This window comes from Pseudomonas sp. R4-35-07 (assembly GCF_003852235.1).
In the GTDB taxonomy this organism is placed as follows: Bacteria; Pseudomonadota; Gammaproteobacteria; order Pseudomonadales; family Pseudomonadaceae; genus Aquipseudomonas.
In genome coordinates this window covers 1,149,466-1,161,555 of the sequence record NZ_CP027732.1, presented here as the reverse complement: position 1 = coordinate 1,161,555, position 12,090 = coordinate 1,149,466, and the positions used below count along the sequence as shown (strand labels likewise).

The 12,090-nt window shown below is 62.9% G+C and carries 11 protein-coding genes; 2 read left to right on the top strand and 9 right to left on the bottom strand.

What is annotated here, in order from left to right; genetic code table 11:
- The first annotated feature begins 52 nt into the window (after positions 1-52).
- Entirely contained in the window at positions 53-856 is an 804-nt protein-coding gene (locus tag C4J89_RS05180; protein ID WP_124413913.1) for a SirB1 family protein, read from the top strand.
- Here C4J89_RS05180 and C4J89_RS05175 read toward each other — a convergent pair.
- The 4 genes from C4J89_RS05175 to hmgA form a co-directional block, all read right to left on the bottom strand.
- Positions 853-2,214 (bottom strand): aromatic acid/H+ symport family MFS transporter, encoded by a 1,362-nt coding sequence (locus C4J89_RS05175; RefSeq protein ID WP_124413912.1) that lies wholly within the window; start codon positions 2,212-2,214, stop codon positions 853-855. The two genes, C4J89_RS05180 and C4J89_RS05175, sit on opposite strands and share 4 nt — an antisense overlap.
- Before the next feature lie 150 nt (positions 2,215-2,364).
- Complete coding sequence (gene maiA, locus C4J89_RS05170) at positions 2,365-2,997, bottom strand: maleylacetoacetate isomerase (protein WP_124361419.1); 633 nt, start codon at positions 2,995-2,997, stop codon at positions 2,365-2,367.
- Positions 2,998-3,008: 11 nt separating this feature from the next.
- Positions 3,009-4,295, bottom strand: a complete 1,287-nt coding sequence (fahA, locus tag C4J89_RS05165; protein WP_124361418.1) for a fumarylacetoacetase — start codon at positions 4,293-4,295, stop codon at positions 3,009-3,011.
- 3 nt (positions 4,296-4,298) lie between these two features.
- Positions 4,299-5,582: a homogentisate 1,2-dioxygenase gene (gene hmgA, locus C4J89_RS05160; RefSeq protein WP_124361417.1), complete on the bottom strand. Its 1,284-nt coding sequence runs from the start codon at positions 5,580-5,582 to the stop codon at positions 4,299-4,301.
- Positions 5,583-5,702: 120 nt separating this feature from the next.
- Between hmgA and C4J89_RS05155 the strand changes: the two genes are divergently transcribed.
- The gene (locus C4J89_RS05155; protein WP_124413911.1) at positions 5,703-6,482 is read left to right on the top strand and encodes an IclR family transcriptional regulator; all 780 of its coding nucleotides are present in this window, start codon (positions 5,703-5,705) and stop codon (positions 6,480-6,482) included.
- Position 6,483: 1 nt separating this feature from the next.
- Here C4J89_RS05155 and dacB read toward each other — a convergent pair whose 3' ends face one another.
- The 5 genes from dacB to C4J89_RS05130 all read right to left on the bottom strand — a co-directional run bounded on the left by dacB (position 6,484) and on the right by C4J89_RS05130 (position 12,075).
- Positions 6,484-7,941: a D-alanyl-D-alanine carboxypeptidase/D-alanyl-D-alanine-endopeptidase gene (dacB, locus tag C4J89_RS05150; protein ID WP_124413910.1), complete on the bottom strand. Its 1,458-nt coding sequence runs from the start codon at positions 7,939-7,941 to the stop codon at positions 6,484-6,486.
- Between the two features lie 102 nt (positions 7,942-8,043).
- Positions 8,044-10,458, bottom strand: coding sequence for a TonB-dependent receptor (locus tag C4J89_RS05145; RefSeq protein ID WP_124413909.1), 2,415 nt, complete (start codon positions 10,456-10,458; stop codon positions 8,044-8,046).
- Positions 10,459-10,590: 132 nt separating this feature from the next.
- The gene (locus C4J89_RS05140; RefSeq protein ID WP_124361413.1) at positions 10,591-10,863 is read right to left on the bottom strand and encodes a GIY-YIG nuclease family protein; all 273 of its coding nucleotides are present in this window, start codon (positions 10,861-10,863) and stop codon (positions 10,591-10,593) included.
- 36 nt (positions 10,864-10,899) lie between these two features.
- Entirely contained in the window at positions 10,900-11,370 is a 471-nt protein-coding gene (locus C4J89_RS05135; RefSeq protein WP_124361412.1) for a nuclear transport factor 2 family protein, read from the bottom strand.
- A gap of 69 nt (positions 11,371-11,439) precedes the next feature.
- Entirely contained in the window at positions 11,440-12,075 is a 636-nt protein-coding gene (locus C4J89_RS05130) for a response regulator transcription factor (protein ID WP_124361411.1), read from the bottom strand.
- Positions 12,076-12,090: the final 15 nt, after the last annotated feature.

Sequence of the window (12,090 nt, the reverse complement as noted above, 5' to 3'; positions counted from 1 at the left end):
TGGACGAAAATTCGCAGCAAGGCTAAAACGAGGGCATCCGCCGGAGAATGCAATGAATCCCCGCACAGCCTTTTTCGCCTGCCTGGACCGTTCACCCCCTGCGCTGTTCGAAGCCGCGCTGTGGATTGCTGCCGAGCATGATGCTGGCGTACAGCCACAACTGATCCTGCAGGCGTTCGGCCTGCTGCAACAACAGGTCAGCCTGGGCATGCCCACGTTGCCGGCCGATGAACTGGGCCAGCCGCTGCTGCGCTGCATGAACGACCTGGGCTTTGCCCAGGATGACTTCACCCCGCTGTGCCCCGCCGCCGCGCTGCTGGACAAGGTGTTGCAACGTAAGCGCGGACAACCCCTGGCCCTGGGCCTGATCGCGCTGGAGCTGGCGCGGCGCCTGGAGATTCCCCTGGTCGGGGTGAATTTCCCCGGCCACTTCCTGCTGCGAGTACCCGGCGCCGATCACCTGCTGGACCCCTGCGGCGGTCGGCGGCTGTACCCCAACGACTGTCGCGAACTGCTGCACCGCCAGTACGGAGCCAATCTCAAACTACAAGCCGAGCACCTGCACAGCGCCGACCCGCGCGCGATCCTGCAACGGCTGTCACGTAACCTGCGCCAGCTGTACCTCGCCAACGACGAACCACTGGCCGCCCTGGTCGATGCCGAGCGTGTGCTCGAGCTGGGCAATGCCAGCGCCGCCGACTACCTGGCGCGGGCCAGCCTGTATCAGCGCCTGGACTGCCCGAGCGCCGAACGCTTTGACCTGGAACACGCGTTGATGCTCAGCGAAGACCCTATCCAGCGCCTGCGCCTGACCGAGCGGCTGGGGCATCTGCCGCCCAATTCCGTGGTGCATTAGGGCGCCTTGAGCAGGTCGCCCGGCGACGGCTTCATGGCTTCGCTCGTGCCTGGCGACCGCACCTGAATAATCAACAGCGCCGCAATCACCGCTGGAATCGCACAGAAGAAGAAAATCTGCTGCACCGGAATATGCATCGCCAGCAGCAGGCTGCCGAACAACGGCCCCAGGATCGAGCCGAATCGCCCCACCCCCAATGCCCAGCCCGTACCGGTGGCGCGCACGTGCGCCGGGTAGAAATTACTGGCGAACGCATTGAGGGTCAGTTGCCCGCCGATGATGCAGAACCCGGCGGCAAACACGCACGCCACCAGGTAACGCGGATTGTCATGATTCAGGCCCAGCAGCACCGTGCACACCGCCGCCGCTGCCAGCACAGCGGACAACAGGCGCACTTTGCTTTTCAGCCGATCGGCGAACCAGGCCATGCCGATGGCGCCCAATGTGCCGGCAAACAGGAACATCGAGGTCACCAGGTTGGCCTGGTTCAGCGCCAGCCCGCTTTCGAGCAACAGCGACGGCAGCCAGCTGATCATGAAATACAGCAGGATCAGGCTGACGAAAAAGGTCGCCCAAATCAGCACCGTGGGGCGCGCGTAGCCGTTACGGAACAGCTCCACCACGGTCAACCGGCTGCCCTGCTCCTGGCGATTCTGCGCCTCGCTCGCCAGGGGCGCCCGCCAATCGGGCAACATGCGTGCCGTGACCTTGTGCAAGCGCGCATAGGGCGGCGCATCGCGCAGCAGGCGCGGCAGGGATTCGGGCAACCGCCACACCAGGAACGGAAACAACAGCAGCGGCGTAACACCGCCCGCCAGGAACACCGCTTGCCAACCAAAGCCATCGATAAACCCCGCCGCCACAAACCCACCCGCCGCGCCGCCGAATGAGAAGCCACAGGCTGCCAGGGTCACCATCAGGGTGCGCATGCGTGGCGGCGAATATTCCGACATCAAGGCCATGGCGCTGGGCATCGCGCCGCCCATGCCGATGCCGCAGATAAAGCGTGCGGCCATCAGCGTGGTCAGGGAGTTGGCGAACACCATCAATACCGTGAGGCTGGCGTAGATCAGCACACAGCCCAGCAGAATGCGCCGCACACCGAACCGGTCCGCCAGTGGCGTCACCAGCAGCGAGCCCACTGTGAGGCCGAGCAGGTTGGCGCTGAACACCGGGCCGAACGCGGCTTTTTCCAGGCCCCAGTCCTTGGCCAATGCCGGCACGACATAGCCGAGCACCTGGGCGTCGTAGCCATCGGTTACCAGTAGCAATGCCAGTAGCAGGAGAATCAACCACTGATAGCGCGACACCGGACGGGCGTCGAGTGCCGCGCGAAAGCTGGCAAGCTGATTGTGCATCGCAAGGTACCTTTCATTATTTTTATTGGCTGGCGCTGATCAAAAACTGCGGGAGGGGGCTTGCTCCCGATGGCGGTGTGTCAGTCGACATATTCATAGCTGACACACCGCTATCGGGAGCAAGCCCCCTCCCACATTGATTTGCGTGTTTCAGGGGGTATCGGGTTGATTGGCAGGGTGCGCCTGTATGAACGCCGGATGCTGCGCCGCCAGTGCCGCGACCCTGCCGATACGCGGGTAGGCCGCCAACGGCACCTTGAAACGCTCGGCTGCATACAGCTGCGGAATCAGGAATGCATCGGCCATGCCCGGCTGCTCGCCAAAGCAGAACCCGTGATCGCCAATCAACTGCTCCACCGCACCGAGACCCTGGCTGATCCAATGCGCGATCCACTCGAGCAATTGCGCCTCATCATGGCCCCACTGGCGCAGCAGGTTCTGGGTGCTGGAGTTGTGCAACGGGTGGATATCACACGCGATGATCGATGCCACGGCGCGTTCGTGGGCACGCGCCGCCAGGTCTTTGGAGAGCAGCGGTACCTGGGGATAACGTTCCTCCAGGTATTCGACGATCGCCTGGGACTGAATCAACAGTTCACCGTCGCTGCGCAAGGCCGGCACACGCCCTTGCGGGTTGATCGCCAGGTACTCGGGCTGGTGATTGGCTCCGCCTGCTGGCACCAGCAGGTTGACCGGCACCGCCGTGAAATCCAGGCCCTTGAGCGCCAGGGCGATGCGCACCCGGTAGGACGCGGTAGAACGATAGTACGTATAGAGTTCCATAGCCCTGCCCCTCAGCGTGCGCCGACCACAGTGCCACGGCATTCGCCGAAACCGATGGAGGCAAAGCCTTCGCGGTTGCAGCGCGCACGCAGGATGATTTCATCGCCGTCTTCGAGAAATTTGCGCACCTCGCCGGAGGCCAGTTCAATCGGTTTTTTGCCGCCTTCGGTGATCTCCAGCAGGCTGCCGAACTGCCCCGGCTGCGGCCCCGACAACGTGCCCGAACCAAACAGGTCACCGGCTTGCAACTGGCAACCGTTGACGCTGTGGTGCGCAACCATTTGCGCCACGGTCCAGTACATATGTTCGGTGTTGCTCAGGGTCAGGCGATGGGCCGGCAGGTTCTGTTCACGCATCGAAGCGGTGGTCAGCAGCACTTCCAGTTCGATATCGAAGGCGCCCGCCTTTTGATCGCGAGCGTCCAGCAGGTAGGGCAACGGCTGCGGATCGCCTTCGGGTCGCGGCGGTTGCGCCTTGCGGAACGGCTCCAACGCTTCGGCCGTGACTACCCAGGGCGAGATGCTGGTGATGAAGCTCTTGGACAGGAACGGCCCGAGCGGCTGGTATTCCCAGGCTTGGATATCGCGTGCCGACCAGTCGTTGAGCAGGCAGAAACCGGCGATATGTTCGGCCGCATCGCCGATGGCAATCGCGTCACCCATGGCATTGCCCTGGCCGATCCAGATGCCCAGTTCCAGTTCATAGTCCAGGCGGGCGCAGGGGCCGAAGGTGGGCTCGGCCTGGCCGGCCGGCAGTGTCTGGCCCTTGGGGCGGCGCACATCCGTACCCGAGGGACGAATGGTCGAGGCACGGCCGTGATAGCCAATAGGCACGTACTTGTAGTTGGGCAACAGCGGGTTGTCGGGACGAAATAGTTTGCCGACGTTCTGCGCGTGTTCGATGCCAACATAGAAGTCGGTGTAATCATTGATTTTGGCCGGCAGGTGCATCTGGCAATCGGCAGCACGGTGCAACACCTGCGCCTCGCGGGTTTGCAGCTTGCTGCCTTCGGCGAGCAGTTCCAGCAGGCGCTCGCGCAAGGCTACGCGTGGGCCGCGGCCGAGTTCGAAAAAGGCGTTCAACTGGCCGCCTGCAGTCGCCTCAACCGCACGCCGCGCTTCACCGTCAAATTCATCCAGGGCGGCGTGCAGGTCGAGGATCGCGTCGCCAATCGCCACGCCACTGCGCGGCGCCGAGCCATTGATGCTGAACACCCCCAGCGGCAGGTTCTGCAGGGGGAAATCCGCGTGACCGTTGGCGCAGGCGACCCAGCTGCGGGTCTGTGTGGGTTGAGTCATGGGTTATCTCCGATTCGGGTTGAAGGTGGCTGGCAGCGAAGCCCAGCACGCGTCATAAGCGGGTTGCAGTTGCGGGCATTCCAGGGCGAACTGGGTGGGGCGCAGCACCTGGCTGGTTTCGAACATGAATGCCATGGTGTTATCGATCTTGTGCGGCGCCAGCTCGGCATTGATCGCCTTGGTACAGGTCTCGCCGTCCGGGCCATGGGCGCTCATACAGCTGTGCAGCGACGCGCCGCCGGGCAGGAAGCCCTCGGCCTTGGCGTCGTAGGCGCCCTGGATCAGGCCCATGTATTCGTTCATCAGGTTGCGGTGGAACCACGGCGGGCGGAAGGTGTTCTCGGCCACCATCCAGCGCGGCGGGAAGATCACGAAGTCGAGGTTGGCCAGCCCATGCACGCTGGTGGGCGAGGTCAATACGGTGAAGATCGACGGGTCCGGGTGATCGAAACTCACCGTGCCGAGGGTATTGAAGCGACGCAGGTCGTATTTGTACGGCACGTTATTGCCGTGCCAGGCGACCACGTTCAGCGGCGAATGGTCGAGCTCGCAGGCCCAGAGTTCGCCGAGGAATTTCTGCACCAGCGTGGTCGGCTGCTTGAGGTCTTCGTAGTGGGCGACCGGGCTGAGGAAGTCGCGCGGATTGGCCAGGCCATTGCTGCCGATAGGGCCCAGGTCCGGCAGGCGCAACGGTGCGCCATGGTTTTCGGCGACGTAGCCACGCGCTTGGGCGTCGAGCAGTTCGACGCGGAACTTGAGCCCGCGTGGCAGTACCACAATTTCCAGTGGCTCGACCTCCAACACGCCGAGCTCCGTGGCGATCCGCAAACGGCCCTGTTCGGGCACGATCAACAGTTCGCCGTCGGCATTGAAGAACACGCGCTCCATCGAGCGGTTGGCGCGGTAAGTGTGGATGCTGATGCCTGACGGTTTTTGCGACCCGGCGTTGGCGACCATGCCTACGAGCCCGTCGATAAAGTCAGTCGGCTCGCCTGGAATGTCCAGCGGGTTCCAGCGCAGCCGGTTCGGCGTCACCGCGCCCAGAGGTCCGCCGGCCAACTGCCGCTCCAATTTGCTGAAGGCCGGGTGATTGGCCGAGGGCTGGATGCGGTACAGCCAGGTACGCCGGGCTTCGCTGCGCGCCATAGTGAACGCGGTGCCGGAGAACAGTTCGGTATACAGCCCGTAGGGCGCTTTCTGCGGCGAGTTCTGGCCGACGGGCAGCGCGCCGGGCAGGGCTTCGCTGGCGAATTCATTGCCGAAGCCCGACAGGTATTCGAGGTTCATGGAGCATCCTCTGGGGGTCAGTTGTTTTTATCGTAATCCAGTTACGCTTAACGTAATTTGATCGCCATGGACCGTCAAGCTATAAAGACGCCCACTCATCTCTCGGATTCTCGCACCCCCATGGAAAAGCCCCGCGACACCGGTAAACAGAAAGTCCGCTCGGCCGAAGTGGGCACCGATATCCTCAAGGCCCTGGCCGAACTGTCGCCGGCCACTTCACTGTCGCGCCTGGCCGAGCATGTGCAGATGCCGGCGAGCAAGGTCCATCGTTACCTGCAGGCGCTGATCGCCTCGGGCTTCGCCGAACAGAACGCCGCCACCAACCATTACGGCCTGGGGCGCGAAGCCTTGCGCGTAGGCTTGGCTGCGCTGGGCAGCATGGATGTGTTGAAGGTCGGTGCGATGCCCCTGGCGGAACTGCGCGATGAGCTGAATGAAACCTGCTTCCTGGCGGTCTGGGGCAACCAGGGCGCGACCGTGGTGCAGATCGAGCCGGCAGTGCGCGCGGTGACGGTGGTGACACAACTGGGTTCGGTCTTGCCGCTGCTCAGTTCGTCCACCGGGCTGGTGTTCAGTGCCTATTTGCCGACGCGGGAAACCGTGGAGTTGCGTGATCGCGAAATCCAGGCCGGCACCGCCCATGCCCTGGCGGATGACCAGGCCTACGCCATCACCTGCGAGCAGATCCGCCACCGTGGCCTGCACTTTGTGCATGGTTTGCTGATGCCGGGGGTGGATGCGTTGTCGGCGCCGGTGTTCAGCGCGGTCGGGCAAGTGGCGGCGGTGATGACCGTGGTCGGCCCCACCTCGCTGTTCCATGCCGATGAAGACGGCCCGGCGGCGCAGCGCTTGCTGGCGGCGACCCGGGCCGTGAGTTGGCGCATGGGTTATCAGCCCTGAGTCAATCATCCCAGCGTGACAGGGCCACCGCCACCCGGTTTTCCAGGGCCTTGACCTGCTCGCCGGCAACCACGTAGTTATTGGTCACCATGGAAAATGCCAGCCGGCGCCCGTGGGCATCGGTGACATAACCACTCAAGGACGACACGCCGCTCATCGAGCCGGTTTTGCCGTGCAGATTGTTTTGCGCTGGCGTGCCGCGCAGGCGATAACGCAAGCTGCCACCGCTCATGCGGTCACTATTGCCGGCAATCGGCAGTGCGTTGTACCACGCGTTGAACCACGGTTGCTTGCTCGCAGCCAGCAGCAGGTCGGTGAGGATTTGCGCCGACACCAGGTTACGGCGCGACAGGCCGGAACCGTCGACCTGGTTCAGCGTCGTCACATCCAACCCCTGACGCTTGAGGAACCCTGCCACGGCCACGGCACCCGCCGCCGCCGTGCCGCTATTGGCGGTCTGCCGGCCCATGGCTTTGAGCAAGGCTTCGGACATGTTGTTGTTGGAGAGCTTGAGCAGCGGCGTGATCAATTCCTGCAAGGGCGCCGATCGATGCTCGGCCAGCAACGTCGCCGTGGCCGGACTTGCACCGCCCATGATGCGACGGCCATGCACCCTGATGCCCTGTTGCGCCAGCGCCTGTTCAAACAGGTTGGCCACCCACTGCGTGGGCTCCCACACGCTGACCAATTGCTCGCTCTGCCTGCCCGGCGCAACGGTGCCGCTGAGCTGCAACAGGTTGGTGCCATGCCGGCGGTTGATCCCATAGCTGTTGCCCGGCCCACTGACGGCGCGGTTGCTTAATTGCAGGTAATCGCTGGGCGGGTAGAGGTCGACAGTCACCGGCAAACCGGCCCGCACCGGCGCCTTGGCGGTGACCAATACGCTGCCTGCGTCAAAGTCAGCATTGGGCGACACCGTCAGCGCGGAAATCTGCGCGCCGTAGTAGGTGGTTTCATCATCGTGAGACCAATCGACGCCCAGGCGTTCGGCGTCGAACCAGGTATCGTCGAACACCAGGTCGCCCTGCACCTGGCGAACGCCCTGGCTGGCCAGTTGCGCTGCCAGCGCTTGATAGTCGGCGTACTGGATGGTCGGGTCGCCCAGGCCGCGCAGGTACAGATTACCCGTCAGGCGATCGCCCTGGCGGACACCATCGCTCAACAGTTGCGTGGCGAAGCGGTATTGCACGCCCAGCACATCCATCGCCGCCGCGGTGGTCAGCAGCTTGAGATTGGAAGCCGGCACCAACCGCGTGCGTGGGTTGTGCTGGTAGAGCGTGCTGCCGCTGCGGGCGTCGCGCACCATCAGCGAGACGGTGGCACCGTGCAACGCCGGGTCGGCCAGCACCTTGTCGAGCGTCGCGGGGGTGGAGGTAGGTGAAACGCTGGCGCAGCCGCCCAGCAAAAAGCTCAAGCCGATCAGCAGAGCGCTGGTGTGTAGCCATCTTCCTAAGTGCATCAGTAGCGTTTTCCGTAGGCATCGAATGCCGGCAACGCTAACAGCTCAGGTGTCAATGTGGGAGGGTGCAATCCCCCTCCTCCCACAAAAAAGCAAATTCGGTCAGAAGGTAAGGGTGCTGGACACCGACACCTGCCGCGCATCACCGATGGACACGAACCGTGTGTTCACCGAAGAGGTGTAGTAAGTGCGGTCGAAAAGGTTTTTCACATTGAGCTGGAACTTGACCTTCTGCCCGTCGATTTTGGTGTCATAGCTGGCGAACGCATCGGCCACTGTATAGCTCGGCAATTCGAAGCTGTTGGCCGCATCCCCTGCCCGCTCGCCGACGTAGCGCGCACCGGCACCGACGCGCAGTTGATCGCCACCCAGCAGGCTGCCGAAGTCATACACGGCCGACAACGACGCGGTATTTTTCGCCACGTTTTGCAGGCGATTGCCTTTGAGCGTCGGGTCTTCGGTGACCTCGGCATCGGTGTAGGCGTAACTGCCGATCAGGCTCCACTTATCGCTCAGCTGGCCGCTGGCATCCAGCTCCAGGCCACGGGAACGCACCTTGCCCGCCACGCTGTAGACCGAGGTCAGACCCTCGCCCACCTGCACCAGCACGTTGCGCTTATCGATGGTGAACAGCGCCGCGCTCGCGGTGATGCGTCCCGGCAAGTCGAACTTGGTACCCAGCTCCCAGGCCTTGGATTCTTCCGGCTGCAGGCTGCCCTCCAGCACCGTTTTGTTGGCCAACGGCGCGATGGTGGAGTTGGGTTTGAACGACTCTGTGTAGCTGCCGTAGAACGACAGTTCGTCGTTGTAGCGATACACCAGCCCGGCACGCGGCACCCACTTCTGGCCGTTGCCGTCGGTGTTGGCGGTGAACGGCACGCCCTTGCCGGCGTATTGGTCGTACATCTGGTAGCGCGCGCCGCCCACCAGGATCCACTGGTCGTTCAGGTGCAGGGCATCCTGGAAGAACAGCGAATCGCTGCGCAGCAGATCGGTCTGGTTGCTGTCCGGCGCACTGACGTTGGAGCCCGCCACTTCGTTGCCGTAGACCGGATCGTTGAAGTTGAAGCTGCCACGTGGCGCCTGGCGAATCAGCTCGGCGCGGTGGATTTTGCGGTATTCATCGTCCAGCCCGAACACCAGGTCGTGCCGCATGCCGGCCACGTCGACCTTGCCTTCAAGGCTGGCGGTAGCGAAGCGGTCAGTGGTCAGCGCGCCCTGGGTGCCGTCCATGCTGCGGGTGAGGGTGCCGTTGGTGTTGACCTTGACCACGCGCACCTGGCTGGCGTCATAGGTTTCACGGTTCCAGCTGTAGCCGAAGTGGGCTTTCCAGTCGTCGTTCAGGTCGTGGTCGACGGTCAGGCGGTACAGGTCGGAGCGGCCTTCCATATTGTTGAACGGCTCATCCAGGCGGCGCGTCGCGGGGATGTTCAGCGGGTGATTGGTTTTTGGGTCGATGGCCGTGCCACGGTCGAACGGCGACAAAAACTCGCGGTGCTCATAGGCAAACACCACTTGGGTCGCGTCGCCATACCAACCCAGGGACGGCGCCACCAGGGTTTCGCGGTGGGTGCCGTAGTTGCGCCAGTAGTCTTCGTCTTCATGGTCGACGATCAGGCGATAGGCCAGGCCGCCGTCGCCAATCGGGCCGGTGGTATCCAGGCTGCCGCCACTGCCATTCTTGCCGCTGCCGAAGGTCGAGCCGCGCGCGGTCAAGGACGTGGACTGCACCAACTCAGGCTTTTTGCTGACGATGTTGACCACGCCGCCCGGGTCCTGGATGCCGTACAGCAACGACGACGGCCCCTTGAGCACTTCCACGCGCTCGGCGGTGGCGTTCAACGCACGGCCCTGCACCACCGGCATGCCGTCCTTCATGATCGAGCCGTTGCGGTTGTCGCCGAAGCCGCGCAGCATCACCGCGTCCTGGGTGCTGCCAAGGGTGTTGGACTGGGTGATGCCGCTGATATTGCCCAGCGCGTCATCCAGGTTGCGCGGTTGTTGATCGCGCAAGACCTGGGCGGGTACTACATTGACGGTTTGCGGGGTTTCCAGCAGCAGGCCCTGGGAGCGCATCACCGAGCTGGTCGGCGGCGGTTGGTAGCTGGTGCCGTCCTGGCCAGGGCTGACAGCGCTGATGGTGGTGGCGCCGAGATTGACCGCGCCGTCGGCGGGCAGCGGCTCCAGCGCCAGGGTACGGGCGTCGATCTGGCGGAAGGTGAAGCCGGAGTTGCCCAGCAGGCGTTGCAGCGCCTGGGTCGCGCTCATCTGCCCGTTGAGCGCCGGGGCGTTGAGGCCGTAAGGCGCTTCATCGGTATAGATCACGCTGATCCCGGTGACCCGGCTGAAATCACTCAGCGCCTGGGGCAGTGGTTTGGCCGCCAGAGCAAAGGTGAACTGGGCGCTTTGCTGCTCCTGTGCCTGTGCCACGGCCAGGGGCAGCAACGCCAGCGCCGAGACTGAAAATACCGAGGCTCCCAGCCACTGTTTGACCCTACCGCCCGCCGTCGATTTCATGCTGTGAGCATCCGTGTAAAAACGCTGTTAATGCGAATTGATCGCAGTTTCAAGCACTACACGGATGGACGAGCGGTTTACCTCACCCTTGTTTGCAAATATTTTGTTATTGCGCCTGATGGAAACTGTCAGTCAGCCTGATGAAGCACTGGTCGCCAGGCACTCCTTGGCGCTCTTCTTCAATTTCTTGATCAAGCGTTCCTGGCGCAGTGCTTCGCCTTTGCTCGCACATTGCTCGGTATACACCAGCGCAACGGCCGGGCTGGAAAGGAAAAACCGCGCGCCCTTGCCGCTCTGATGGGTGGCGAACCGGCGCACCGGGTCATTGCTGATGCCGCAATACAGCGAGCCATTGGCGGCGCGCACCAGGTAGACGAACCAGGGTTTGGATTCAGGCGTGTTCACGACGGGATTCGGCACTGTACAGAAGCACCCAGCTTATCAACGACCGGCCTGGAATGCCTTCAAACCTTTGCGTGCCTGGGCGCGTACGGCGTTTTTCACCAAGGGCGTCCAGCCCAGTAACAGGCCCTTGGTGCCCAACGCCTGGCGCGACCAGCGCCACAGGTCGAAATGGTCGTGATGCTCGCAAATCCTGCCGTCACGAAACACAAAGCGCGCCTGAATATCGTTGACCACCGTATTGCCGGTCGCGCTGAACAGGTAGGTCGCCACCCAGTGCGCGCTGCCTGCGTTGCCCTCGCTGCGCACGTTGTCAAAGGTCAGGGAAAAATCCTTGGCCCGAGTGGTGAGCATGCGCCACATGTCGCCGGCGTCTTGCCCGCGCAGTTCGCCGAAGGCCGGATCGCTGAACACCACGTCCTGGGTATAACAGGCGGCCATGGCTTCGGCGTCCAGGCGCTGAAAGGCGCTATAGAACTCAGTGATCAGGGCGTTATGGGCATCACTCATGGGCAGTTTTCGCAGGATGAACAGGGATGCCGAACGATAGTCCGCGTAACACGAGAATGCCATTGCTTTCTACGGCACCATTCCCGTATCGCGCGCATAAGCAAACAAATCGACATCCGTCGAAATACTCAAACGTTGCATGGCCGTGCTTTTCTGCTTGCTGATGGTGGAAATACTGCGGTTGACCTGCGCCGCAATCTGGCTGACGGTCATGCCGCTGGCCAACATTCGCACCACCTCGCGCTCCTTGTCGGACAATTTAGGCTGCCCGGACTGGTCGCCCACCCCTGACTCCACCAACTGCAAGCGCAGGGATTCGCTGGTGAAGGTCTGGCCCGCACACACGGCCTTGATCGCCTGGGGCAACTCCTTGGCCGAAGCACTCTTGGCGACCACGCCGCGCACACCATGGGAAAAAGCTGCACGCAAGATGGCGATGCTGGCGAACATCGTCACCACAATCACCGGCACCTGCGGATACTGGCGGTGCAGCAGGCCCAACAAACCGTAGCCATCGGCCTGCTGGCCGCCTGGCATGGCGAAATCCGTGACCAGCACGTCGCACGGGGTTGTGCTCAACACGTCAAGCAACTGATCAGGACCGTCGGCCTCACCGACCACTGTGCATCTTCCATTCGCCTCGATCACGACCCTTTGCCCGACGCGAACAATAGGGTGATCGTCAGCAATAATTACTCGAAGCATAGGTACCCACGAATG

Bases quoted from the DNA above. Each gene is read 5' to 3' on its own strand.
- C4J89_RS05175 (WP_124413912.1), bottom strand. From the start codon at position 2,214: ATGCACAATCAGCTTGCCAGCTTTCGCGCGGCACTCGACGCCCGTCCG.
- C4J89_RS05145 (WP_124413909.1), bottom strand. From the start codon at position 10,458: ATGAAATCGACGGCGGGCGGTAGGGTCAAACAGTGGCTGGGAGCCTCG.
- hmgA (WP_124361417.1), bottom strand. From the start codon at position 5,582: ATGAACCTCGAATACCTGTCGGGCTTCGGCAATGAATTCGCCAGCGAA.
- C4J89_RS05135 (WP_124361412.1), bottom strand. From the start codon at position 11,370: ATGAGTGATGCCCATAACGCCCTGATCACTGAGTTCTATAGCGCCTTT.
- dacB (WP_124413910.1), bottom strand. From the start codon at position 7,941: ATGCACTTAGGAAGATGGCTACACACCAGCGCTCTGCTGATCGGCTTG.
- C4J89_RS05180 (WP_124413913.1), top strand. From the start codon at position 53: ATGAATCCCCGCACAGCCTTTTTCGCCTGCCTGGACCGTTCACCCCCT.
- C4J89_RS05130 (WP_124361411.1), bottom strand. From the start codon at position 12,075: ATGCTTCGAGTAATTATTGCTGACGATCACCCTATTGTTCGCGTCGGG.
- C4J89_RS05155 (WP_124413911.1), top strand. From the start codon at position 5,703: ATGGAAAAGCCCCGCGACACCGGTAAACAGAAAGTCCGCTCGGCCGAA.
- maiA (WP_124361419.1), bottom strand. From the start codon at position 2,997: ATGGAACTCTATACGTACTATCGTTCTACCGCGTCCTACCGGGTGCGC.
- fahA (WP_124361418.1), bottom strand. From the start codon at position 4,295: ATGACTCAACCCACACAGACCCGCAGCTGGGTCGCCTGCGCCAACGGT.